Consider the following 26,136-nt stretch of genomic DNA (forward strand, 5'->3'; position numbering starts at 1 on the left):
TCCCTTCGTTAATTACGCGCCACCTCAATTGATGACGGATCCTGACCTTTATAAATCGGCCATGTCCCGGATGCAATGGCATCCAGCGTATTGGATTGCTGTCCCATTCGGTCACGATAGACCCACAAGTTGGTCAAAACACGTTCAATGAAGATGCGTGTTTCACGAGATGGAATGCTTTCAATGAAAAGAAGCGGGTCATCATTATGTTTTACACCGCGTTTCCATTTATTCAGATTACCCGGCCCACCATTCCATGCAGCTGTCATATGAAAAAGATCACCGCTGACAACATCTTCTTCCAGCAACATTTTTATATATTTCTGTCCCAAGTGAATGTTGGTTTCCGGTTCAAATATCTTTTTGCTCCAACGCATGCGCCGATCACCGGCGACAAAGCTGGCCGTTCCCGGCATCAATTGCATCAGACCTTTGGCCCCGGCATAGGATTTTGCCTTGGGATTGAACCCCGATTCCTGACGCATAAGGGCAAAGATCAAAGCACGATCAACTTCATAGCCATTTTTGGGTTGCCATTTGGGCATGGGATACAAGGCCGCATCCGGTATTTTCACCCCATTGCGCACCAATTGCGCGCCCAAACGCATCGAAAAGGATGGCATATTGCTATAAAGGGCAACGCTCAACATCGCTTGGCGTGCCTGTGTATCGGCTTTTGAATAAGCTTTGCGAAATTCTTTTTCCGCCATTTCATCTTGCCCAACCTGCAACAAAGCCAAGGCCCGACGACTTGGCCCCTGCATTTTTAAGGACGATAGAACATCATCGTTTAAAACGGGTAAGGTCCAATCAAAAACAGCTTCATACCCCAAGGCCCGATTGGCTAACAGCCCATAAAATGTGCGGGGATATCCAGCAGCTTTATCCAGCCAGACGTTGACCTTTTCCGGCTTACGCTGCAACAAATAAGACCGCGCAGCCCAATAGGCCCCGGCAGAAACCATCCAGTCTGATGAATAGCCCGATGCACTGACCTTTTCAAAATGTGCAGCGGCCTGTTCCAGCTTACCCATCCGCCATGAGGCTAAACCTGCAATCCAATGGGCACGCGGGATATATTTACCCGATCGTTTTACCGCCTTGGTGGCCCAGCTATAGGCCCAGTCATCCAGACCGTCGGCATAATAGCCCGCCGCCAACCATGTGCGCGCCTGATCCACTTGCCCCGGATGCAACAATTCATGCACTTCGCGGGTCTTCAACAGATTTTTGACCGATTTGGTCCAGCCTTTACGCGTATAGTAACGCATCTTGCGGGTATAGCCTGCCGCCTTGGCCGCCTTTGCCCGCGACAACCGTTTCCGCGGTGCATAAACCTTCTCCGCCACACCGGTTGAATCATAGCCGGATCCACTGAGATACTGACCCGTCGGGCGTTTCGGATTCAGCGCATTTTTCGGGCGTCGTTTCACGGCTAATTCATAGATACGCTTGGCTTGCGGGTGATCGCTGTATTTTATAAGCCAGCGGCGTAATTCTTTATATCGCGAACGGTATTTCGTTGGATGGAGATAACGTTGCGCTTCCACATGCCCCATCAAGGTCCGGTCGGTCACCTGGGCAATCAATGTGTCAGCTTTTTTCCAATGACCATCTTCTTGTACCTGGAAAATCTCTTGATACAACTTCAGATTTTTATCATCCAAAAGACGGATGTGGTCCCGAATATGATCGCCGTCCTCAACTAAAGAGGCAAGTTGCACGTCCTCGGCCCGTGCCGTTTGTACACATACCGCCCCTAAAAACAATGCAACCGCAAACAGACCACCTGCAAGCTTAGATACCATATCTACCAATCATCAAGAAAAAAGCCACTACATACAGTTGAAATTGCACACTTCACATAACCATCTGATCTCTATGAAAAATCTGGACAAAAGCAACCACAGCGCAATAACCTAATACATTTCACAGAAAACCGCAAGAAACGGCTGGTTTTATAATCCTGACAGCTTTTCCATTATCGTCAGCAAATCTCCCCACGCCCTGCGTTTCTGCGCAGGTGAACGCAATAAATAGGCCGGATGAAATAAGGCCGTTGCCTGAATGGGGTGGGATAACCCCGGTGTTGAATGGGTAAACCAACGCCCGCGCAAGCGCGAAATTCCTTCGTGGTGTCCTAAAACAGCCTTGGCCGCCGCCCCGCCCAAAAGAACAATCATTTTCGGATCAACCAATTCGATATGGCGTTCGACAAACGGCAGACACACCGCAATCTCGCTGAGCGTTGGATTGCGGTTGCCCGGGGGGCGCCAGAACAAAACGTTGCTGATATAAATTTTAGACCGATCCCCGATCTCATCCTGCAAGCCACACGAATGCAGCATATGATCCAGCAATTTCCCACTTGCCCCGACAAACGGGGTGCCTTGTCGATCCTCGTCCGCGCCCGGCGCTTCTCCAATAAACATGATGTCCGCCTTTGGGTTCCCATCGGCAAAGACCGTATTCATGGCTGTTTTTTTCAAGGCGCACCCGTCAAACGCCAATACGGCCTCACGCAATTCATCAACGGTTTGTGCCTTACGCGCCATTTCCACCGCGGTATGCACCATTTCATCCGTTGCCTGTACGGTTTGCGGCGCAGGCGGCACAGGAGGACGGCCCCCTTGAGCAGGACGTGGTGCAGGAGATGCGGCTTGCATCTGTGTATTTTTACGGCGCTCGATCAAATCGGCACTGAGGGCATAACGGTCGATGGATTCGTCGCCGATACATTCATCAACCCCCATTTCCATATACCATTTCAGCAAGGCTGCCGGGTCAAAAGGGTCCATATTTGTGCTGTCAGACTGTTGGTTCATACTGGATTACTATCAAAGTTAGGATTATTTGAACAGAAAGGTTCACAAGTTCGTGCATTTTTTCTATGTTGCAATGCATAAAAGTGATAAGAATGTTCGCCAGAAGAACAGTTCACACAGGAAACATCTTAGGAAGGAAGCCGGACTATGGAACGTGAATCCATGGAATTTGACGTTGTAATCGTTGGCGGTGGCCCTGCGGGTCTGTCAGCGGCGATTAAACTCAGCCAACTTGCACAGGAACAGGAAAAAGAACTTACGGTCTGTGTTGTGGAAAAAGGGTCCGAGATCGGGGCTCATATTCTGTCCGGCGCCGTGATTGAGACCGGTCCGCTGGAAACGCTTTTCCCCGATTGGAAAGAAAAAGGCGCGCCCCTGACGGTTGAAGCCAAAGAAGATGCCTTCCTGCATCTGTCGGAAAAAGGCGCAACTAAATTGCCGACCCCACCGCAAATGCACAACCACGGTAACTATATTGTCTCCTTGGGCAATGTGGCACGTTGGATGGGTGAACAGGCCGAAGAAATGGGCGTGGAAGTCTACCCCGGTTTTGCAGCCTGCGAAGTGCTTTATAACGACGATGGTTCCGTTAAAGGGATTGCCACCGGCGACATGGGCCGTGAAAAAGACGGTTCCGAAGGGCCGAACTTCGAACCCGGTGTCGAACTGCACGCCCGCTACACTATTTTTGCAGAAGGCGTGCGCGGTTCCCTCGCCAAAGAAATCATGGCGAAATACGACTTGCGCAAAGACTGCGACCCGCAAACCTTTGGTATCGGTATCAAAGAACTGTGGGAAATTAAACCGGAAAATCATTCCGAAGGTCGCATCGTTCATACAACAGGCTGGCCGTTGGATAGCAAAACCTACGGCGGGTCTTTCCTTTATCATATCGAAGACAATCAGGTTGCCGTCGGCTTCGTTGTTGGTCTGGATTATGCCAACCCGCACCTGTCCCCGTTTGACGAATTCCAACGTTTTAAAACGCACCCGGAAATCCGCAAAACATTCGAAGGTGGTCGCCGTATTTCTTATGGTGCACGCGCCTTGAACGAAGGTGGCTTCCAATCCATCCCGAAACTGACCTTCCCGGGCGGCTGTCTGGTCGGCTGTTCCGCAGGCTTCCTGAACGTGCCGAAGATCAAAGGCACCCACAACGCCATGCAATCCGGGATCGAAGCTGCCAAAGTGATTTTCGATCTCTGTACCAGCGAAGACGAAACGGTCAGCAACGAACCGGTTCAATATACCGCCAACATGAAAGCGTCTTACGTTTGGGACGAGTTGTACAAAGTGCGTAACATCCGCCCAAGCTTTGCCAAATGGGGCTTCTTCGGTGGTCTGGTCTATTCCGGTTTCACGACTTATCTGACCGGTGGGCGCGAGCCTTGGACCCTGCGTCATCCGCACAGCGACCATGACACCCTGAAACCCGCCGCTAGCATGCCGCGCATTGATTATCCGAAACCCGATGGTGTCATCAGCTTTGACAAGCTTTCTTCAGTCTTTATTTCCAACACGGCCCATGAAGAAAATCAGCCGTGTCACTTGAAACTGAAAGACGAAAACATCCCGGTTTCTGTGAACTGGGCAAAATACGAAGGCCCGGAAGCACGCTTCTGTCCGGCCGGGGTTTATGAATATCTGGATGACGAAGAAAACGCAGGCCAGAAACGCCTGCAAATCAACTTCGCCAACTGCCTGCATTGCAAAACCTGCGATATCAAAGACCCGACCCAAAACATCAATTGGACCACCCCGGAAGGCACCGGCGGCCCCAATTACCCCAACATGTAAGTCTCGCACTTACGAAATCACAAAAATCCTCCAAGTTTTATGGCTTGGAGGATTTTTTTGTGCCCTAATCCAGTGTCCGGCGATAACGCAGAATCGCGATAATGGTTATGGCTACCATAAAAACAAGCAAGGGCCAGAGGTGAGGCCAGATATCGCTGAACGCGCTGCCTTTCAGTAAGATCCCGCGCGATATGGCAATAAAATGCGTTGCCGGAATGATATTGCCGAGATATTGCGCCCATGTCGGCATTCCTAAAAAGGGAAACATAAAACCCGACAATAAAATCGATGGTAACAAGATCATAATGGAAAGCTGCAAGGCTTGTGTTTGATTTTTTGCCGCGGCCGAGATCGTAAAGCCCAGCGCCATATTGCAGGTGATAAAAACCGTCAACGCCGCGAACAGCAACCATAACGACCCAACAATGGGCACACCGAACATCAGTTTTGCTGCGATAATAATCAAGGCCGATTGGAAAAAACCGATCAAGACATAAGGCGTGATCTTGCCCATCATCACTTCCAACGGAGAAACGGGCATGGCGAGCAGATTTTCCATCGTGCCGCGTTCACGTTCACGCGTCATCGCCAAGGCTGTCATCATAATTCCGGTCATGGTTAAAATAATGGCGATCAAACCGGGCACGATATTGTAACGGGTAAAACCTTCCGGGTTATAAAGACGATGCGACTTCACATTAAAAGCGGGCGGGGACTGTTTTAATTTTGCCAACGGCCCGCTAAGTTCCTCATTTAAAAGACGCTGCATCATCCCGTTCGCCGCATTCAAAGCCCCCACGGCGGCGACGGGATCGCTGGCGTCTGCCTCGATCAAAATATCAGGATGGGCGCCGCGCACAATATCACGTTCAAAATTTGCCGGAATACTCAGGACAAACAAAACATCCCCGCGTTGCAGAAGGGCACGGCCTTCTTTGTCCGAATGAACTTCATAATCTATGGAAAAATATTGCGTATTTTTCAATCCCGCAACCACCGCTCGCGCCATCGCGCCATTGTCATAAGATATCACCGCTGTCGGCAGATGTTTCGGGTCTGTATTCAGCGCATAGCCAAACAGTAAAAGCTGCACAATCGGTATCATAATGATCATGCGCAACGTCACTGTATCGCGCCTGAGCTGGATAAATTCCTTCACAAGGACAGCACCTGTGCGACGAAATGAAAAAAACATCAACCGCCCTCCCCCTTATGTTGAAAGTTATCTTCCGCATCCGCCATATAGCGAATAAAGACATCCTCAAAAGATGGATTTTCTTGATGCCATTTATAGCCGGGATGTTCAAAATAAGGCGATAAAGCTGCTTTTAAACTGTCAGGGTCCGTGCCGCTGACGTGCAGACTATCCCCAAACGGGGCAACGGTTTTCACCGCTGCAATCTTTTGCAGAACGGCGGCTAAATCCATTAGGCGCTCGCCTTGGACCACCCATGTATAAAGCCCGGCCCCCTTGATTACATCCTGCACCGATCCTTGTGTCACCAGTTTCCCATAAGACATATAAATAATCGCATGGCAACGTTCGGCCTCGTCCATATAATGTGTACTGACCAGAACTGTCAGACCATTTGCCGCCAGTTTATGAATTTCATCCCAAAATTCCCGCCGGGCTTTCGGGTCCACACCTGCCGTGGGTTCATCCAGCAACAAAAGTTTCGGTTCATGCAGAATACAGGCCGCCAGTGCAAGGCGTTGCTTCCATCCCCCCGACAAGGCCCCGGCCAATTGATTTTGGCGCGTTTCAAGGTTTAGCTTAATTAAGGCTTCATCCACGCGTTTCTTTTTATGATCAAGCCCATAGATCGTTGCGACAAATTCCAGATTTTCCCGAATGCTGAGGTCTTCCCAGAAACTGAACTTTTGCGTCATATAACCAATGCGTTTTTTGATCTCCAAGGCTTGCGTACGAATATTATAGCCCAAGGCTTCGCCTTCCCCTTCATCCGGGGTTAGCAATCCACAAATCATGCGCAATGTTGTCGTCTTGCCCGAACCGTTTGGCCCCAAAAAACCATAGATTTTCCCCTTGGGGACCTTCACATCAAAATGATCCACAACCAATTTATCGCCAAACCTCTTGGTGAGGTTCCTGACATCAATGGCATATGACGGTGCGCTCACGACCCCGGCCCCACTTCAACGGTAACTGGCAATCCAACACGCAAAGCCTCATGGAATTCTGTCGGGTGAGCTTCCACCATGAAAACAAGTTTATCGCGTGATTCAACACTGAAAATCACCGGCGGCGTATATTCGCTTTCTTCAGCGATATGAGTGATACGCGCCGCATAAGATTGATCACATCCATCACAAGAAACAGATACATTCTGCCCCATTTTCAAGGTGGCGACTTTTTCCTGCGAAACAAAAAATTTAATTTTGATATTGGCGGGTGGTAAAAGCTTCACAACAGATTGGCCCGCCCCGACATATTCACCGGGGCGAAAGAAAACATCCATTACCGTTGCTTCAACACCTGCCACGGGGGCGGCCTCTTGAAGCCGTTTTTCGATTTGCTTGCTTTTCTGTTTCTCAATTTCCACACCAGCACGCGCCGCTTCGATCCGGTCAATCCGCGCCCCAAGATTAGCAGCTGTGATTTGTGCGTTGACTTCTTCAACACGTGCTTTGGCGGTATCCAATGCGGCGATAACATCATCACGCCGAGATAAGCTGACCGCACCTGTTTTGCTGAGCGGTATCGTGCGATTATAGTCTTTTTGCGCATTTTCCAGATTTGCGCGCGCTTGTGCCGATTGTTTAAAAAGAACCTCCAATTCCTCTGGACGTTCTCCTTTCAACAGGTCATTCAGTTCGGCCTGTGCACGATGTTTGGCCGCGACTGCACCGTCGTATTGTGCTTGTAAATCAACCAAATCCAGCGAAAACAAAATGTCCCCAGACTTTACCGTTTGCCCTTCCACGACCCGCACCTTTTCCAGCACTCCGCTGCTGGTTGGGGCAATGGCAACAAAATCCCCTTCCACATAACCGGGAATGGTTTCTTTTTCAGGCGTACAGCCCACCAAAGCAAGGAAACACAGGAAAATCAAAAACGGAGGTTTCATGGTTCGTTTTTCCTATTCGCATCAAGGATGGCGTCCACATTGCGCAACACCATCGTTTTAATCGCGTCCATTTCACGCAACCCATATTGTTGCCATCCGGCGCGGCGCAACATTAATTCCTGATGGGTTTTGAATATGACAAATTGTCCCAAGATCGTATGGGTACACAAAATCGCCTCCTCACATTCCGGTTTCCGACCAATCAAAAAGGCGGTCAGGTGCGTGAGAATTTCATGGGTCGGTTTCAGCATCTCGTCATAAAACCGATCAAAAACAGAAGACGGATGAATTTGCTCACGGATCATAATCTCAACCATGCTGGGGGAGGTCCGTTGACTGAGCAGAATATCAATAAAGCTGGTGACAAAATCATGCAAAAGGGCGCGGGCCTGCCCTTTCGTCAAATCAGTTTTATTCAACGCCTGAAAAATCTCTTTTGATTTTTCTTCCTGACGGGCCAGCACCGTAGTGATGATATGTTCGATCACCGCTTCATAAAGGCCTTCCTTACTCCCAAAATAATACGGGATTGCGGATATATTGACCCCGGCCTCGTTGACCAGCATCCGGGTTGAGGCGCCATCAAAGCCATATTTGGCAAAGACCTCAATCGCAGCTTCCAATAAACGGCTCGCGGTTGCTTTTGTTTTCTTATCTGACATCACATTCTCATTTCTTTCTGTCCCATAAGAATGCCACCAACATCACAATTAAGTCAATCGATTGATTTATTTTTATATTAAACTCAATTTTGTTCTATTTTTTCTTTAAAGACATCTATTAACTTTCTGAAATTTCAGGGAAAACGTGCCCTTGTTTCACAACGCTATAGGCGAAGCTTGTATCGATTGAGGCGATCCCCGGTACATTATGTAAGGTTTCGCGTACAAAAAATTCATACGCATCCAGATCCTGACAGACGACCCGCAACAGATAATCCGACCCACCCGTCGTGATATAACAATCCATAATTTCCGGGATCATTTTCACACGTTGCTCAAAGGTACGCACGGCTTCTGTATTGTGGCGTTCCAATCGGACTTGAATAAAAACAGTCAAGGGCAAGCCATAGGCCTTTTGATCGATAAGTGCCGTATAGCCCTTAATCACACCTTGCTTTTCCAACAAACGCAGACGACGCAGGCAAGGCGAAGGAGACAGATTGACCTTTTCCGAAAGCTCCTGATTACTCAGTCGTCCATTTTCCTGAAGTTCCCTGATGATTTGAACGTCTTTGGCATCCATTCGTCATTTCCTTTGGCAGAAACTGCTAATTTCAAGATTCATATTAGATGTATTTGGCAGATAAAACCACCATATAAAGAATATTATATCATCCAATACGTTACATAAAATGAGTTGGAGGAAATCACCATGACCAAACAGGATGCAGGCTTCGCCACACGGGCCATTCACAATTTTTACGACCCTCTTCAAAATGAAGGGGCTTTAACGCCGCCGATCCATTTGACCTCCACCTTTGCCTTTGAAACCGCAGAAAGCGGCGGGCGACGATTTGCAGGCGAAGAAGCCGGTCATATCTATTCGCGCATTTCCAATCCGACATTGGATATTCTGGAAAAACGCATGGCCGATCTGGAAGGTGGGGAAGCCGCTATCGCCACCGCCTCCGGCATGGGGGCGATTACCTCTGTTCTCTGGTCTTTTTTACAGCCCGGTGATGAACTGATCGTCGATAAAACATTATATGGCTGCACTTTTGCCTTCATGCGTCACGGTCTATCGCGCTTCGGTATTAACGTTTCCTATGTTGATCTGACAGACCCCGCCAATCTGATTGAGGCCATTTCCGAAAAAACAAAAATTGTCTATTTCGAAACGCCTGCGAACCCGAACATGCGCTTAATCGACATTGCAAAAATTGTTGATATTGCCAAGCCGTTTGAAACCCGCGTGGTTGTTGACAACACATACGCAACACCATATCTGACCCGCCCGATCGAACTGGGTGCTGATATTGTTGTACATTCCGCGACAAAATATCTCGGCGGGCATGGTGATGTGGTTGCCGGTCTTGCGATTGGATCAAAAGACGATATGGAAGTCACACGTCTGGTCGGTATGAAAGATATGACCGGGGCGGTCATGGCCCCCTTTAATGCGATGCTGGTCATGCGGGGGTTAAAAACGCTTTCCCTGCGCATGGATCGCCATTGTGAAAACGCCTATCACATTGCGCAAATGCTGGTGCAATCTTGCGCCGTTAAGTCGGTTTATTATCCGGGATTGGAAACCGACCCGCATCACGAACTCGCCAAAAAACAAATGGCAAACTTTGGCGGAATGATCGCCTTTGAACTGGTCGGTGGCTATGAAGCCGGGATCATTTTGATGAACAAACTTAAGATGATCCATCGTGCTGTTTCGCTTGGCGATGCAGAAACCTTGATCCAGCATCCGGCCTCCATGACCCATTCGACCTATACGCCTGAAGAACGCGAAGCGCATGGCATTTCAGAAGGTCTGGTTCGTCTTTCTGTCGGCCTTGAAGATATTGAAGATATCCGCGCTGATCTTGAACAAGCCATGAGTGGTTTATAAATAACGCAAAAGAACAGGAGGGCCTCATGCCGACAGACATTCAACATCTCAAAACCATCGAACAACGTCTTTTATGGTTATCACATTGGATGATCCATAATGCCAACAACCTGCGTCTCAAGGAAGATGGCCTGAAAGTCGGTGGGCATCAGGCATCCTCGGCTTCTTGTGTATCCATCCTGACCGCCCTTTATTTCGCCACCTTAAAACCCGAAGACCGTGTGGCTGTAAAACCCCATGCCTCCCCCATTTTTCATGCCATGCAATATCTGATGGGCAATCAGGATTTGGAACGCATGAAAAACTTTCGCGGTTTTGGTGGTGTGCAATCTTACCCGTCCCGGATCAAAGATATCGATGATGTCGATTTTTCCACAGGTTCCGTTGGCTTAGGGGTTGCCATCACCACCTTTGCCTCCCTTGTTCAAGATTATATTCAGGCTAAAAAATGGGGCAAAGACCTGCCTTTAGGTCGCATGATTTCGTTGGTGGGTGATGCGGAAATGGACGAAGGCAACATTTACGAAGCCCTGCAAGAAGGTTGGAAACACGATCTGCGCAATTGCTGGTGGATTGTGGATTATAACCGTCAATCACTGGACGGCGTGGTTTCCGAAGGATTATGGGAACGCATCATCGGTGTGTTTACTTCTTTTGGCTGGGATGTGGTTAAAATCAAATATGGCATCTTGCAGGAAGCTGCCTTCCAAAACCCGGGCGGGGAGCAACTCAAAGACTGGATTGATGCCTGTCCCAATCAGCTTTATTGCGCGCTGACCTATCAAGGCGGTGCGGTTTGGCGCAAACGCCTGCTCGACGATTTGGGTGATCAAGGCGATGTATCCGCCCTGATTGACAGTTACAGCGACAAAGAACTTGCCGAACTGATGGAAAATCTCGGTGGAAATTGCGTTGAAACCATGACAAACGTCTTTGCGGCCATCGACCATGACCGCCCGGTGTGTTTTCTGGCCTATACGGTTAAGGGATGGGGAACGCCGCTGGCCGGACATAAGGATAATCACGGCGGCTTTATGAACAAGACGCAAATGGCGGCTTGGCAAAAAGACATGGGCGTACCTGAAGGCCAAGAATGGGATAAGTTTGCCACGGTTGAAAACAGCACGGATTTACAAGCCTTTCTCGATCAGGTTCCTTTCTTTGCCAAAGGTCTGCGCCGTTACAGCGATAAAATAATCGATGCCCCCATGATCACGGTTTCAACAGATCGTGAAATCTCCACCCAAATGGCTTTTGGTAAAATTCTAGATGAAATTTCAAAAAGCGATACGGAACTGGCAGAGCGTATTTTGACCACCTCCCCCGATGTCACAGGGACGACAAACTTGGGGCCGTGGGTCAATCGCCGCGGATTGTTTCATCGTCATGCCTTGGAAGATACTTTCCAGACGGAAAAAATCCCCTCTACCCAGAAATGGGCGTTCAACAAAGAAGGGCAACATATTGAACTCGGCATTGCAGAAATGAACCTGTTTCTGCTGTTGGGCGCTGCGGGGCTGTCCCATTCCTTGTTCGGCAAACGCCTGCTACCGATCGGGACAGTCTATGACCCGTTTGTTTGCCGGGGACTGGATGCGTTAAATTACGCTTGTTACCAAGATGCCCGTTTTATGATTGTCGGCACCCCATCCGGGATCACACTGGCCCCGGAAGGCGGGGCACATCAATCCATCGGCACACCCTTAATCGGCATGAGCCAAGATGGCTTGGCAGCATTTGAGCCAGCCTATATGGATGAACTGTCCATCATTATGAACTGGGCCTTTACCTATATGCAAAAAGACGGCGAAGGCGACCCGGATGAACGGACATGGTTGCGCGACGAAACGGGAGGCTCTGTCTATCTGCGCCTAACCACCCGCTCAATAGAACAACCGGCCAAGCGTCTGGATGATGATTTCAAACAAGGCACCATTGACGGGGCCTATTGGTGGCGCAAACCTGGTCCCAATTGTGAATTGGTCATCGCCTATCAGGGGGCAGTTGCCCCCGAAGCCCTAGAGGCCGCGGGTTTCCTTGCCGCCCAACGCCGCGATATCGGAGTATTAGCCGTCACTTCTGCCGACCGCCTCAATGCAGGTTGGACAGCGGCACAAAGAGATCGCGCGCGTGGCAATCAAAACGCCACCTGCCATGTGGAACGTTTGCTGGGCGATTTACCCAAACATTGTGCGATCTTAACCGTTATCGACGGACATCCCGCAACCCTGTCATGGTTGGGCGCTGTTGCCGGTCATCGCACCATCCCGTTAGGTGTCGAACATTTCGGACAAACCGGAACCTTGCAAGATCTGTACAAACATTATGGCATTGATCGGGAAGGCATTATTCAACAAGCCCTCGGTGCCTTGCCACGTTAACGCAAAAAACGGGCTTCTGCATTGAAACAGAAGCCCGTTTTTTTTGGACGTTTCCTTAAATAAGAAAAAAGGAAACTTATTATTTTTTAGTGAGACATCAAAACCGGAACGGTCATATGTTTGAGGATTTCACGCGTATTGCCGCCTTTTAACATATGTGACACACCGTAATGACCATGTGCCCCCATGACGATCAGGTTCGATCCTTCATCTGCGGCATGAGAAAGAAGCAAATCAGTTACACTGGCCCCTTCCTGTTTGTCACGAACGGCCACCGCATTGATGTTGTATTTTTCCAAATGTGTTACCAGATCATCCGCATCCGGACGTTTCACGCCTTCCTTCTGAATGGCATAAATTTCGACAACTTCAGACCCCACCATCATCGGAATTGCATCATTTAACGCACGCGCAGACTCGCGCCCGCCATTCCAAGCCACCAGACAACGCGACCCAACTTTGGGGAATTCCCCGGCAAACGGAATAACCAGCGCCGGACGACCACTGTGAATGATCACATTTTCAGCCAGATCGGACGGAATGCCCTTATAATTTTTCGACCAGTCATATTGACCGAGAATGGCAAGATCACTGGTGCGCGCCGCCCATGTAATCGCCTGAATAACTTGTGCATGGGACGTACAAAGCACATTCTTTGTTGTGCAAGACACATTGGCGGCGTCTGCTTCTGCCAAAAAGGCTTTTTCAGCATCATCAGCCAAAGCGCGCAATTTATCCCCCACGGGGTGACGCCCGACAATCGCGGACATTTCCGGGTCGGTTTGACAGAATAAGGCTGTCACATGTGCTTTTCCATCTTTCGCCAAATCCAAAGCGATCTTGACACGTTTTGCGCATTGCTCCGTTGCATCGAGGTGCAATAAAATATGCTTGAATGGCATGAGTTCTAAACCTTCCCTGAATTGCCTTATAAATTTCGTTCATTCTGCCTACCATAGCTCTGTATGAGAGTGGCGGATTTTTTCATTTTTTCCAAGCTTTTACTAAAATTTAACAAGACCTTCACATTTCTTTGCAATTGCATATCGACAATAACTCTTTGAATGTGGCAATACTGGATATCAACACTTAAACACACGGGGTAAATGATGTGACGGCTTTTGTAAATGACGCAGCCCTTTTTACGGTGAGCCAAAAAGCGATTCTGAAAGATAAAAAAGGTCGCATTTTGATGATGGAGAAAACCGGCAAAGGCCATTGGGACCTGCCTGGCGGAAAACTGGACGAAGGCGAAGATATGGTCGCCGGTCTGGAGCGTGAAATCATTGAAGAAACCCACCTGCACAAAGTCCACGTCGGTCAAATCATTTACGCCGGACGTCGCAGTTTTGAAGAAGTCGGCAAACCGGAACGGGTTATGTTGTTCTATCTCTGTGAATGCGATCAAAAATTTGAAAAAATCAAGCTGTCCGACGAACATAATGAATGGCGTTTATTAAGTGCTGATGACATCAAGGATCAAAAGAAATACGAAATCAATCCGGTTGTTCGAGCTGCGCTGAAAGTCGCTTTTGCTCTTAAATAAAAGTCCTAACTCACTTCGGGGGAAGGTTGCTATGTCCAATATGATGGAAATCGAACGCAAGTTTCTGGTTACCGGGAACGGTTGGAAAAATGAAGCTCGTGCCAAAAAAATCTCGCAAGGCTATATCAGCAAAGACAATCAGTGTGTGGTGCGTGTGCGCAGCAAAGGCAATAAATCTTTCCTGACCATCAAGGCAGACCGCGGTGATATCCAGCGCCTTGAATTTGAATATGAAATTCCACACGAAGACTGTGCCATGATGCTGGACCAGTTGTGCGGCGATGCCATTTCCAAAACCCGCTACACCTTCGATTATGCAGGCAACACGTGGGAGATAGACGAGTTCCACGGGGTAAATGACGGTCTGATCATGGCCGAGATTGAACTGGATACACCGGATCAAGTGTTTGAAAAACCCGACTGGGTGGGACCGGAAGTCAGTGCCGATGAACGATTTTTCAATTCCTATATTGCCGAACATCCCTTTTCCACATGGGGGGTGAGCTTTGGCGACCTTGTAAGCGAATTTCAAGCCAAGGAATAACACCCGCCATATTGTCATCGTAAACCATCCCTTAACTCTCTTGATCTAGACTCCATCACAACTCCGACTCTATCTATGGACCAAGAGAGACACGAGATGGCCCGAACCATGACAAAATCGCAACGCACACCCTTATTGCCCGCAGGTGCCAAAGAATTTTTGGTAAAACGCATTATCGAATTATGCGGCCTCCTTTTAGGGGCTTGTGCGATTATGCTTGCGCTAATTCTTGCCAGCTACACACCGGGTGATCCGTCGTGGAACAGCGCCTCTCCCCATGAAGTACAAAACATAATGGGACCGATTGGCGCCTATATGGCTGACATTATGGTGCAATCTTTTGGGCTGGCCTGTGTGGTCCCCGTTCTGGTTCTATTTTCATGGGCGTGGCGCATCACGTCCAAACAGATGGTTTCAAACCTGTGGATGCGTTTAATCATACTTTGTAGTGCCGCCTTTTTACTGGCCATTTCCCTAAACGCCGTTCCAACACCTGATACATGGCCGCTACGCAGCGGTCTGGGCGGTGTCGCCGGCATGATCTTAACTCATCGTCTTATCTCGTTTCTGACATGGATCGGCGTGCCTGACCTTGCTCTCATTCAATTGGGGATCGCTGCATTTTGCGGAATTTCCGGTATTCTGTCACTGCTGTATGGCCTCGCCTTATCGCGCTCTGAATGGACACAAGTCGGTCAAGGTGTCGGCAATGTCGCCAAGGGGACACTGCAAGGATCCGTTGTTGCCGTTCGCAAAGGCGTCGGTGTCCTGCAACGCACCAAACTGGAAGACATGATTGAAGAGGAAAGCGGGATTGAAGACGAGGAACCCGTTTTAAAACGCAAACGCAGTGCCAAAAAAATCAAAGCACCGGAAGAAGAAGTCTCCCTGCCCAAAAAATCACAAAAAGCCAAACAACAAACGCTTGTCCTGTCCCCGGACAGTTACAATTTTCCACCTCTGGATCTTCTAACCGAAGCTACTCCGGCCCAAAAGGCTGCAGGCAAAATCGACCGCGCCGCCCTTGAACATAATGCCGAACTGCTGGAACAGGTTTTAGAAGACTTTGGCGTAAAAGGGGAGATTGTCGAGGTCCGCCCCGGTCCTGTGGTTACCCTTTACGAACTGGAACCAGCCGCCGGAACCAAAACATCCCGCGTTATTTCACTGGCAGACGATATCGCCCGGTCCATGAGTGCGATTTCCGTTCGCATCGCGGTTGTCCCAGGGCGCAGCGTCATCGGTATTGAACTGCCCAACGCAAAACGCGAAACCGTTTATCTACGCACCCTTTTGGAATCTCCCAGCTTCGACAACCCGAAAGCCTCCCTCAACATGGCGTTGGGTGTGGATATCGGCGGATCACCCGTCATGGCGGATCTAGCACGCATGCCGCACCTTTTGGTCGCCGGGACAACCGGTTCCGGTAAGTCCGTTGGGGTCAATACCATGATCCTGTCCATGCTTTATCGCATGACACCGGAACAATGTAAGTTCATTATGATTGATCCGAAAATGCTGGAATTGTCCGTTTATGATGGTATCCCGCATCTGTTGTCCCCGGTTGTCACCGAACCGGGCAAAGCCGTCATGGCGTTGAAATGGTGTGTGCAAGAAATGAACGAACGTTACCGCCTGATGTCAAACCTTGGGGTGCGTAACATTTCCGGCTATAATGCAAAGCTGGAAGAAAGCCGCAAAAAAGGTGAAGTCCTCACCCGGCGTGTTCAAACCGGATTTGACCCGGAAACCGGCAAGCCAATTTTTGAAGAACAGCCGCTGGATATGGACGCCCTGCCGTTCCTTGTCATTATCGTCGATGAATTCGCAGACTTGATGTTGATGGTCGGCAAAGAAATTGATGCCTGCATTCAATCCCTTGCCCAAAAAGCTCGTGCCGCCGGTATTCATTTGATCATGGCAACCCAGCGTCCGTCTGTTGACGTGATGACCGGCACGATCAAAGCTAACTTCCCGTCGCGGATCAGTTTCACCGTCACCACCAAAATCGACAGCCGCACCATTCTGGAAAGTCAAGGTGCGGAACAGCTGCTTGGGATGGGGGATATGTTGTTTAAACCGGGTGGCGGACAAATTTCGCGGGTTCACGGCCCCTTTGCCTCGGATGAAGAGGTAGAAGAAGTCGTCAATCACCTGAAAAGACAAGGCGAACCCAAATATCTCGATGCGGTCACCGAAGAAAGTGACGAACCCATTGACGGCCTTGTCATGCCCGCCGGCAGTGTCGGTGGCAATACCTCCAGCGGGGATGCGTTGTATGATCAGGCGGTTCAAATCTGTATTCAGGACGGCAAAGCCTCGACCAGCCACATTCAACGCCGTCTCAGCATCGGTTATAACCGGGCGGCCCGCATCGTTGATCAAATGGAAGAAGACGGCATCGTCTCCGCCCCCGACCGGGTTGGACGCCGTAAAATCCTCGCCGGGAAAGATGGTGTCGAATAAAAAGGCGGGTTCTTGCCGATCTTATGATGTTTCAAGATTGACTCAACGGGTCGTTTCCTGTACTACCCGCCCACTTACGTCGCTGGCACCCCTGGAGGCCAGATGACACTCAATGTAACAAAATTTTAAGGAATAAGTTTATGAGCTATGTTCTGAACGCACAAAAGCGCGAGACAGCCGGCAAGGGGGCAGCCCGCGCAATCCGTCGTGAAGGCCTCGTACCGGCCGTTATCTACGGTGACAAAAAAGACCCTGTCAGCATTTCCCTGAGCCCGAAAGAACTGTGGCTGCAACTGCACACAGGTCAAACTTTCTTCGCTTCCACTGGTGAAATCCAGATCGGTAAAACCAAAGAAACTGTCATCTGCCGTGATGTTCAGTTCCACCCGGTCACAGATGCACCGATGCACGCCGACTTCCTGCGTTTGGCAAAAGACGCGTCTATCGTTGTTGCGATCCCGGTTACCTTCGTAAACGAAGAAAAATCCGACGGCATCAAACGTGGCGGCGTTCTCAACGTTGTACGTCACGAGATCGAATGTGAAGTTCCGGCAAATGCTATTCCGGAAAGCATCGAAGTTGACTTGACGGGTACTTCTGTTGGGGACTCTATCCACATTTCCGCAGTTTCCCTGCCCAAAGGTGTTGAGCCGACCATTACAGACCGTGACTTCACTATCTGCTCTATCGCAGCACCGTCTTCCGGTGAGAAAGCGGCAGTAGAAAGCGAAGAAGAGTCTGAAGAAGAAGCTGAAGCATAAGGCAACTTCCTATGATTTTGTTGGTCGGACTAGGCAACCCAGGTGGGAAATACGCCAAAAATCGACACAACATCGGATTTATGGCGCTGGACGAAATCGTTCGGCGCCATTCCTTTGGGCCGTGGCGTTCGAAATTCCAAGGCCAAATGTGCGAAGGTACTATTGAGGGCACCAAAGTCCTCGCCCTCATGCCTGAAACATTTATGAATGAGTCGGGCCGTTCTGTCAGCGCAGCCGCACGCTTTTACAAAATTGCTCCCGAACAAATCGTTGTGATGCACGACGAACTTGATCTCGCCTTCACAAAAATCAAAGTTAAAATTGGTGGTGGTCACGGCGGCCATAACGGCCTGCGTTCCATTGATGCCCATATGGGCATCAATTATAAACGCGTGCGCTTAGGGATCGGTCATCCCGGTTCCAAAGAAAAAGTCCACGGATATGTTCTCGGTGATTTTGCGAAGGCAGAAGAAGACGCCCGTGATAAAATGCTGGATGGGGTTGCCCATCATATCGGTCATGTCATCAACGATGCAGATACGGAATTTATGAACCGTTATGCCCTTGATATGCGTCCACAGCGCCCCAACAAACCAAAAACGCCCGCACAAGACGGTGCACAACCGTCTTCGGTCAAAAATGTAAATAAAGACGACGACAACGCCTCCCCTTTTGCTGTTTTAAAGAAGCTGATAGACTAATTTAGATTCTTTTTGACCAGCTTTCCCTGCAAAATAGACGTTTGGCTTGACCTTTCTTGCGTGGCGCGCTATCCGCATTGCCAACGGTTTTCTATTTTTTCTTAGGATGAACTCCAATGGGTTTTAACTGCGGTATCGTCGGCCTGCCTAACGTCGGCAAATCAACCTTGTTTAACGCGCTGACATCAACAGCAGCAGCCGAAGCGGCCAACTTTCCGTTTTGTACAATCGAACCAAACTCCGGGCGGGTCGGTGTGCCTGATGAACGCCTCGACAAACTAGCCGCGATTGCCGGGTCCGGTAAAATCATCCCGACACAACTGGAATTCGTCGATATCGCTGGCTTGGTGCGCGGGGCCTCCAAAGGCGAAGGACTGGGCAACCAGTTCCTTGGCAATATCCGCGAAGTTGATGCCATCATCCACGTCCTGCGCTGTTTCGAAGATGAAAACATCACCCATGTCGACAATACAATCGATCCTTTGCGCGATGCGGAAACCGTTGAAACTGAATTGATGCTGTCGGACTTGGAAAGTCTGGAAAAACGCGAACAAGCTCTGATCAAAAAAGCCCGTGGTCAGGACAAAGACGCCAAAGCAACACTGGAATTGGTCGGACGCTGCCTTGAAGTCTTGCGCGAAGGTCAGCCGGCCCGCATTGTGGAGCGCCGCGATGACGAAGAGGAAAAACTCTTCCAGATGCTGCAATTGCTGACCTCCAAACCCGTCCTTTACGTCTGCAACGTCGAAGAAGACAGCGCGGCAGAAGGCAATTCCATCTCGGCCAAAGTTTTTGAAAAAGCCGCCGCCGAAGGCGCACGCGCCGTTGTGATTTCTGCCCAAATCGAAGAAGAAGTTTCTAAACTGGACAGCGACGAAGAAAAAGCGGAATTTCTGGAAAGTCTCGGCCTTGAAGAAACCGGCCTCGCCCGCGTCATTCGTGAAGGCTACAAACTTCTGGAACTGCTGACCTTCTTCACCGTTGGCCCGAAAGAAGCCCGCGCCTGGACCGTACAGACAGGGGCCAAAGCCCCGCAAGCAGCAGGCGTCATCCATACGGATTTCGAGCGCGGCTTCATTAAAGCTGAAACCATCGCCTATGATGACTATATCGCCTGTAACGGTGAAACCGGGGCCAAAGAAAACGGTAAGATGCGTCAAGAAGGTAAAGAATATGTGGTGAAAGACGGCGACGTCTTCCACTTCCGCTTCAACGTGTAATAAATAATTATTGATCAACTAAAAAAGATAAAGCACAATTCCCCCCAGTCATCCTGCACTTTCGGAGGGAATTGTGCGCGTTCTAATTATTGCAGTTATTTGTATGCTGTCTCTTGGGGCATGCCAAAGTCAACACATGCAAGCTATAGATAAATCCAATTTAAATTTAACCGTGGATGATCATAGTGCTTTAATAGAGTTTATGCGCCCTGAAAGTTATGGGTCTCGCTTTCAATCATCCATTTTTAATATTACAAATGGCACGCCTGAACTTGTTGGTATTTTATCTGCTCAAAATAGATTTATTATAAAGCTACCAGCTGGCTCCTATCGATTTGCCGTTATAGGAGAGAACGCTGATTTTCTTGATGCAGAACTAGACGATGGGAAGCTATATGCAGCAAGTATTACGACCCATATTGGCTTCATGCGTATGCAATACAAACTACATGCAGTGAAAAACAGCAGCTTAGAAGCTTTTAATCAACAATGCCCCTCTTGTATTTGGACAAAACCGCTCCCCTCAGCAAAGGAGTGGGCGGATGCAAACATGCCAAGCATTCGTTCCAAAATCTCTAAATACCTCCCCAAATGGATAAATAACCCTTCTCGCGCAATAATTAATCCATCCGACAATTTGGCTCCCTAATCTTCTTGTCCCTATTGTTTGCTCAAAGCGGATTCTATTTATGTCTTGAATTGAAAACGTTCTATTTATGGGCATCATCCCATTAAATATCACGCGAAATTCACCTTTTTTCGTATTACACTTTACCTTCTGAGGTAATACGGGAGTTGTTAACCAATACAGGCTAAGCACCTGAGGGGACAGACTCTTTATTTAACAGCTCTAAAAAGACAACTTAAAAGTCGCCCTTGGTAATACCAGAGACAAGGTTTTCTGCGCGTTTTCAAGGGTTTAGAGACTGGACAAACGATCGCGTTTGTGGTGTAAATAGGCCACGTTTTTTATGAGGAACTCCGCTTTATGCGGGCTTTCTCCTTATTCACTCTTGCATAAGCGGAGGTAGTTTAGTGCTAGAAGAATATCGCAAACATGTCGAGGAGCGTGCGGCTCTTGGCATTCCACCCCTGCCGTTGTCGGTTGAACAAACTGAAGCGCTCGTTGAATTGTTGAAAAACCCGCCGGCAGGTGAAGAAGACACACTGGTTGATCTTCTGACACACCGCGTCCCGGCTGGCGTTGACGATGCAGCGCGCATCAAAGCCGGTTTTCTGGCACAAGTCGCCAAAGGCGAAATTTCCTGTTCTTTGGTTTCCAACGTCAAGGCGACAGAATTGCTGGGTACCATGCTCGGCGGGTTCAACATTGAACCGATGATCGCCCTTCTGGACGATGCCGAAGTCGGTGAAACCGCTGCAGAAGGTCTGAAAAAGACCCTGCTGGTTTTCGATTACTTCTTCGACGTTAAAGAAAAAGCGGATGCGGGTTCTGCAAATGCAAAAGCCGTTCTTCAGTCCTGGGCCGATGCGGAATGGTTTACATCCAAGCCGGAAGTCGCTGAAAGCATGAAACTGACTGTGTTTAAAGTCACAGGCGAAACAAACACGGACGATCTGTCCCCGGCACCGGATGCGTGGTCACGCCCCGATATTCCGTTGCACGCCCTTGCCATGTTGAAAAACCCGCGCGACGGGATTGAACCGGAAGAAGCAGGCGTTCGTGGTCCCATCCAATTCATCGAAGACCTGAAAGCTAAAGGCAATCTGGTTGCTTACGTTGGTGACGTTGTCGGGACTGGTTCTTCGCGTAAATCTGCGACAAACTCCGTTCTGTGGTGGACAGGTGAAGACATTCCGTTCGTGCCAAACAAACGTTTCGGCGGTGTGTGTCTGGGCAGCAAAATTGCACCGATCTTCTACAACACAATGGAAGATGCCGGCGCATTGCCGATTGAACTTGACGTCAACGAAATGAACATGGGCGACGAGATTGAATTGCGCCCGCTTGAAGGTAAAGCTTTGAAAGACGGTAAAGTAATTGCCGAATTTAAAGTAAAATCCGAAGTGATCTTCGACGAAGTTCGCGCCGGTGGTCGTATTCCGTTGATCATTGGTCGCGGCCTGACCGCACGGGCACGCGAAGCCTTGGGTCTGGAACCGTCTACCCTGTTCCGTACACCGGTTGAACCGGAAGACACAGGCAAAGGTTACACACTGGCTCAAAAAATGGTCGGTAAGGCTTGTGGCTTGGAAGAAGGCAAAGGCATTCGTCCGGGTACCTATTGCGAACCGAAAATGACCACTGTGGGTTCACAGGATACAACAGGTCCGATGACCCGTGATGAATTGAAAGACCTGGCTTGCCTCGGCTTCTCTGCCGATCTGGTTATGCAGTCTTTCTGTCACACATCTGCTTATCCGAAGCTGGTTGACGTGAACACACACCAAACGCTGCCCGATTTTATCGAGACACGCGGTGGTGTGGCACTTCGCCCACAAGATGGGGTTATTCACAGCTGGCTGAACCGCCTTCTGTTGCCTGATACAGTTGGGACAGGTGGCGACAGCCACACCCGTTTCCCGTTGGGTATTTCTTTCCCGGCGGGTTCCGGTCTGGTTGCTTTTGCGGCTGCGACAGGCGTTATGCCGTTGGATATGCCGGAATCTGTACTGGTTAAGTTCACAGGTAAACTGCAAGAAGGCATTACACTGCGCGATATGGTTAACGCCATTCCGTTCTATGCCATCAAAGAAGGCCTGCTGACGGTTGAGAAAAAAGGCAAGAAGAACATCTTCTCTGGCCGTATTCTCGAAATCGAAGGCTTGCCGGACCTGAAAGTCGAACAAGCATTCGAACTGTCTGATGCCTCTGCTGAACGTAGTGCTGCGGGTTGTACCGTTCACCTGAACGAAGAGCCGATCATCGAATATATGCGTTCCAACATCACCCTGATGAAATGGATGATCGCGGAAGGCTACCATGATGAGCGCACTCTGAAGCGTCGTATCGAAGCAATGGAAGCTTTCATTGCCGATCCGAAGCTGATGAAGCGTGACGAAGATGCAGAATATGCAGCCGTTATCGAAATCAACATGGACGACATTAAAGAACCAATCGTGGCTTGCCCGAACGACCCGGATGATGTGAAAACATTGTCTGACGTTGCCGGTCAGAACATCGATGAAGTCTTTATCGGGTCCTGTATGACCAACATCGGTCACTTCCGCGCTGCCGGTAAGGTTCTGGACGGTTTGTCTGATCTGCCGACCCGCCTGTGGATTGCACCGCCGACCAAGATGGACGCCGCAATTCTGACCGAAGAAGGCTACTATTCCATCCTTGGTAAAACAGGCGCGCGTATGGAAACACCGGGTTGCTCCCTCTGTATGGGTAACCAGGCACAAATCCGCAAAGGGTCTACGGCGATGTCTACATCCACCCGTAACTTCCCGAACCGTCTGGGCATTGATACCAACGTTTATCTGGGTTCTGCCGAATTGGCCGCTGTTTGCGCACAAATCGGTAAAATCCCGTCAAACGAAGAATATCAAGCTAAGGTGAAGGCTGTGAACGAAAAAGCGGATGACGTTTATCGTTACATGAACTTCGACCAGATCCCGGCTTTTGTTGAAAAAGCGGCAACGGTTGATGCCTAAGCTTTTACTTTAAGCATGAAAAAATCCCCGTCAGAGCAATCCGACGGGGATTTTTTTTATATGTGTTATTGTGTTAACTCTTTTAAGACCTCAAGAGACGGGGCAAACCCCGCTTCAGCCGCCTTTTCCAGCCAGTAAAACCCTTGTTGCTTATCCACAGCAATCCCGATCCCGCGCAAGTAGGCCAGCCCCAGAATATGCATGGCCTTTGGGTATCCGGTTTTTGCCGCCTGTTTAACATAACGAATACCGATGTTCGGATTGGCTTTGATCCCGATACCGGAAATATAAATCTCGCCCATTCGCAACATGGCGTAATGGTCCCCGGCTTTGGCCGCTTTATCAAACCAGCCGCGCGCAAGGTTCAGGTTGGTTTTACCGTTCAGGCCATCCGCATGAATACGCCCCAGCACCACCATCGCCGGGGCATGGTCTTGTCGAGCAGACTTGTGAAACCAGCGCATCGCCGTTTCAATATCTTTTGGCACACCACGGCCCTGCATATGCATGGTGCCGATCCAGTAATCCGCCACCGGATTTCCCGCCCGCGCATATTGATGAAATTCACGCAAGGCATCCTCGTTGCGTCCTTCCTGCACCGCACGGATCGCATCTTCCATGCTAGCGTCGGCGGGAAACGAGAAAACGATTAAAATCAGTAAAAAAACAAAGCGCATTTTGGATCAACCCCTTGCGCAAAGCTTACATCCCCGCCAATATCAAGTAAATGTCGCATTCACAGAAAAAACAGGGTTCTCAAATGGGTTTGAAAACAGCCGCTTTCGCAGGAATAATTGGACTGGCCGTCACGTTTAACGCATGGGCGGCAGAACCAAAACATGCCGTTGCCATGCACGGTGATATTAAATACGGTCCCGATTTCACCCATTTCGATTATGCCAACCCTGATGCACCCAAAGGGGGCAATTTGCGTCTTGCCGCACTGGGATCAACATTTGATACCTTCAACCCCTTTACCTTAAAAGGCAACAGTGCTGCCGGGATCGGTATGGTCTATGACTCGTTAACCCAGCGCTCCCTTGATGAACCGTTCAGCGAATATGGCCTTTTGGCGGAAACAATTGACATCCCCGAAGACCGATCTTCCGTCACGTTCCATCTGCGAGCTGAAGCCCAATGGCACGATGGTAAACCTGTCACAGCTGACGATGTCGTGTTCAGTTTCAACACCCTGTTTGAAAAAGGACACCCGCAATATCGATTTTATTACGGCGATGTGGCCAAAGTTGAAGCCTTATCTGAGCGCACCGTCAAATTCACCTTTAAATCGACAAAAAATCGCGAACTGGCCATGATTGTCGGGCAACTTCCTGTTATACCGAAACATTACTGGCAGGGTAAGGACTTCGAAAAAACCACATTGGAACCGCCCTTAAGCAGTGGTCCCTACCGTGTCAAATCGTTTGAAGCTGGTCGCAACGTTGTCTATGAACGCGTCAAAGATTACTGGGGCAAAGATCTCGCCGTCAATGCCGGGCAAAACAACTTTGACGAAATTCGTTATGATTATTACCGCGATGCAACCGTTGCGGTTGAAGCCTTTAAAGGCGGCGCGTTTGATTACAGATACGAAAACATCGCAAAGAACTGGGCAACCGCCTATGATATCCCCGAAGTCAAAAATGGTCAGATTGAAAAATTGCGGTTCAAACATAGCGTCGGCGCAGGCATGCAAGCCTTTGTGTTCAATATTCGCCGTGATAAATTCAAAGATCCCTTAGTCCGTGAAGCCTTGGCCTATGCCTTTGATTTTGATTGGACCAATAAAAACCTATTTCATGGTGAATACAGCCGGACCAAAAGCTATTTTGCAAACTCCGAACTGGCCTCCAGTGGATTACCGACAGGGCGCGAGTTGGAAATTTTGGAAAAATACCGCGGGCGCGTACCCGATGAAGTGTTCACAAAAACGTACGAACCACCCAAAACCGATGGCTCTGGCAATATTCGAGGAAACCTGAAACAAGCCGTCACTTTGTTGAAAAAAGCTGGTTACGTCATTGAAAATCGCAAACTGATCAATGCTAAAACGGGCAAACAACTTAGTTTTGAATTCCTGTTACAGGCGGGGCCCACATGGGAACGCGTCGTCCTGCCGTTTAAGAAAAATCTCGAACGCCTCGGCATTGGCGTCACTTTGCGTATGGTCGATACGGCCCAATACAAACAACGCATGGATACCTTCGATTACGACATCGTAGTCGACGTCTTTGGACAAAGCCAGTCACCGGGCAACGAACAATATAGTTTCTGGTCCAGCAAGACCGCAAATCAACCCGGCGCGCGTAATTCTATTGGAATCAGCAATGATATTGTAGACGAATTGGTTGAATTGGTCGTCAACGCCCCCAACCGCGAAGAATTGGTCATGCGCACACGTGCCTTGGACCGAGTTCTTTTATGGGGGCATTATGTCATTCCCAACTGGCATCTAAAAAGTGCGCGCATCCTTGTATGGAACAAGTTTAGCCGCCCGGATATCTACCCGAAATACAGCCCCGGCTATGACGCTTGGTCCTTCTGGTGGCTGGATAAAGAGAAAGAAAAAGCCCTTGCAAGTAAGCGCAAACAATAGGGATTATTCCCTAAAAATGTAACATGA

General features: G+C 49.3%; 21 protein-coding genes. 12 read left to right on the forward strand and 9 right to left on the reverse strand.

Translation table 11 applies throughout. The features are described from left to right. Positions 1-8: 8 nt before the first annotated feature. Positions 9-1,808: a lytic transglycosylase domain-containing protein gene (locus tag ACN0VA_RS00440; protein ID WP_417819231.1), complete on the reverse strand. Its 1,800-nt coding sequence runs from the start codon at positions 1,806-1,808 to the stop codon at positions 9-11. A 150-nt stretch (positions 1,809-1,958) separates the two neighbouring features. Next, the gene (locus ACN0VA_RS00445) at positions 1,959-2,825 is read right to left on the reverse strand and encodes a uracil-DNA glycosylase (RefSeq protein WP_417819232.1); all 867 of its coding nucleotides are present in this window, start codon (positions 2,823-2,825) and stop codon (positions 1,959-1,961) included. 147 nt (positions 2,826-2,972) lie between these two features. Between ACN0VA_RS00445 and ACN0VA_RS00450 the strand changes: the two genes are divergently transcribed. Beyond that, positions 2,973-4,622, forward strand: a complete 1,650-nt coding sequence (locus ACN0VA_RS00450) for an electron transfer flavoprotein-ubiquinone oxidoreductase (protein WP_417819233.1) — start codon at positions 2,973-2,975, stop codon at positions 4,620-4,622. 64 nt (positions 4,623-4,686) lie between these two features. On the opposite strand, the gene ACN0VA_RS00455 is transcribed toward ACN0VA_RS00450, so the two are convergent. The 5 genes from ACN0VA_RS00455 to ACN0VA_RS00475 form a co-directional block, all read right to left on the reverse strand. Beyond that, positions 4,687-5,817 carry an ABC transporter permease gene (locus ACN0VA_RS00455; RefSeq protein WP_417819234.1) on the reverse strand — a complete coding sequence of 377 codons (1,131 nt, stop codon included), beginning with the start codon at positions 5,815-5,817 and terminating at the stop codon, positions 4,687-4,689. Continuing rightward, a complete protein-coding gene (locus tag ACN0VA_RS00460; protein WP_417819235.1) occupies positions 5,817-6,764 on the reverse strand; it encodes an ABC transporter ATP-binding protein in 948 nt (315 codons plus the stop codon). Before ACN0VA_RS00460 ends, ACN0VA_RS00455 begins: the two co-directional genes overlap by 1 nt. Next, on the reverse strand, positions 6,761-7,711 hold the full coding sequence (locus ACN0VA_RS00465; RefSeq protein WP_417819236.1) for an HlyD family secretion protein: 951 nt from the start codon (positions 7,709-7,711) through the stop codon (positions 6,761-6,763). Before ACN0VA_RS00465 ends, ACN0VA_RS00460 begins: the two co-directional genes overlap by 4 nt. After that, positions 7,708-8,373 (reverse strand): CerR family C-terminal domain-containing protein, encoded by a 666-nt coding sequence (locus ACN0VA_RS00470; RefSeq protein ID WP_417819237.1) that lies wholly within the window; start codon positions 8,371-8,373, stop codon positions 7,708-7,710. The genes ACN0VA_RS00465 and ACN0VA_RS00470 overlap by 4 nt, the downstream gene beginning before the upstream one ends. 118 nt (positions 8,374-8,491) lie before the next feature. Further along, positions 8,492-8,956, reverse strand: coding sequence for an Lrp/AsnC family transcriptional regulator (locus ACN0VA_RS00475; RefSeq protein WP_417819238.1), 465 nt, complete (start codon positions 8,954-8,956; stop codon positions 8,492-8,494). A gap of 129 nt (positions 8,957-9,085) precedes the next feature. Here ACN0VA_RS00475 and ACN0VA_RS00480 point away from each other — a divergent pair, with 129 nt between their 5' ends. Further along, on the forward strand, positions 9,086-10,273 hold the full coding sequence (locus ACN0VA_RS00480; protein ID WP_417819239.1) for a methionine gamma-lyase: 1,188 nt from the start codon (positions 9,086-9,088) through the stop codon (positions 10,271-10,273). A gap of 26 nt (positions 10,274-10,299) precedes the next feature. Continuing rightward, complete coding sequence (locus ACN0VA_RS00485) at positions 10,300-12,654, forward strand: transketolase (RefSeq protein ID WP_417819240.1); 2,355 nt, start codon at positions 10,300-10,302, stop codon at positions 12,652-12,654. Between the two features lie 86 nt (positions 12,655-12,740). Here ACN0VA_RS00485 and ACN0VA_RS00490 read toward each other — a convergent pair whose 3' ends face one another. Next, entirely contained in the window at positions 12,741-13,556 is an 816-nt protein-coding gene (locus ACN0VA_RS00490; protein WP_417819241.1) for a universal stress protein, read from the reverse strand. Positions 13,557-13,765: 209 nt separating this feature from the next. Here ACN0VA_RS00490 and ACN0VA_RS00495 point away from each other — a divergent pair, with 209 nt between their 5' ends. The 8 genes from ACN0VA_RS00495 to acnB all read left to right on the forward strand — a co-directional run bounded on the left by ACN0VA_RS00495 (position 13,766) and on the right by acnB (position 23,513). Next, positions 13,766-14,200, forward strand: a complete 435-nt coding sequence (locus tag ACN0VA_RS00495) for an NUDIX domain-containing protein (protein WP_417819242.1) — start codon at positions 13,766-13,768, stop codon at positions 14,198-14,200. Positions 14,201-14,231: 31 nt separating this feature from the next. Then, entirely contained in the window at positions 14,232-14,744 is a 513-nt protein-coding gene (locus ACN0VA_RS00500) for a CYTH domain-containing protein (RefSeq protein WP_417819243.1), read from the forward strand. Positions 14,745-14,852: 108 nt separating this feature from the next. Continuing rightward, positions 14,853-17,210 carry a DNA translocase FtsK gene (locus ACN0VA_RS00505; protein ID WP_417819244.1) on the forward strand — a complete coding sequence of 786 codons (2,358 nt, stop codon included), beginning with the start codon at positions 14,853-14,855 and terminating at the stop codon, positions 17,208-17,210. 140 nt (positions 17,211-17,350) lie between these two features. After that, positions 17,351-17,971 (forward strand): 50S ribosomal protein L25/general stress protein Ctc, encoded by a 621-nt coding sequence (locus tag ACN0VA_RS00510; RefSeq protein ID WP_417819245.1) that lies wholly within the window; start codon positions 17,351-17,353, stop codon positions 17,969-17,971. A gap of 11 nt (positions 17,972-17,982) precedes the next feature. Further along, positions 17,983-18,672 (forward strand): aminoacyl-tRNA hydrolase, encoded by a 690-nt coding sequence (gene pth / locus ACN0VA_RS00515; protein WP_417819246.1) that lies wholly within the window; start codon positions 17,983-17,985, stop codon positions 18,670-18,672. Positions 18,673-18,788: 116 nt separating this feature from the next. Beyond that, positions 18,789-19,892, forward strand: a complete 1,104-nt coding sequence (gene ychF, locus ACN0VA_RS00520) for a redox-regulated ATPase YchF (RefSeq protein ID WP_417819247.1) — start codon at positions 18,789-18,791, stop codon at positions 19,890-19,892. A 73-nt stretch (positions 19,893-19,965) separates the two neighbouring features. Continuing rightward, positions 19,966-20,541, forward strand: a complete 576-nt coding sequence (locus tag ACN0VA_RS00525; protein ID WP_417819248.1) for a hypothetical protein — start codon at positions 19,966-19,968, stop codon at positions 20,539-20,541. Between the two features lie 386 nt (positions 20,542-20,927). Then, positions 20,928-23,513 (forward strand): bifunctional aconitate hydratase 2/2-methylisocitrate dehydratase, encoded by a 2,586-nt coding sequence (gene acnB / locus ACN0VA_RS00530; protein WP_417819249.1) that lies wholly within the window; start codon positions 20,928-20,930, stop codon positions 23,511-23,513. Between the two features lie 65 nt (positions 23,514-23,578). Here the strand turns inward: acnB and ACN0VA_RS00535 are convergent, their stop codons facing one another. Beyond that, on the reverse strand, positions 23,579-24,190 hold the full coding sequence (locus tag ACN0VA_RS00535; protein ID WP_417819250.1) for a tetratricopeptide repeat protein: 612 nt from the start codon (positions 24,188-24,190) through the stop codon (positions 23,579-23,581). A gap of 83 nt (positions 24,191-24,273) precedes the next feature. On the opposite strand from ACN0VA_RS00535, the gene ACN0VA_RS00540 reads away from it, so the two are divergent. After that, a complete protein-coding gene (locus ACN0VA_RS00540; protein WP_417819251.1) occupies positions 24,274-26,109 on the forward strand; it encodes an extracellular solute-binding protein in 1,836 nt (611 codons plus the stop codon). The last annotated feature ends 27 nt before the right edge of the window (positions 26,110-26,136 follow it).

Origin of the sequence: Terasakiella sp., from assembly GCF_048267425.1 — a bacterium.
Classification (GTDB): domain Bacteria; phylum Pseudomonadota; class Alphaproteobacteria; order Rhodospirillales; family Terasakiellaceae; genus Terasakiella.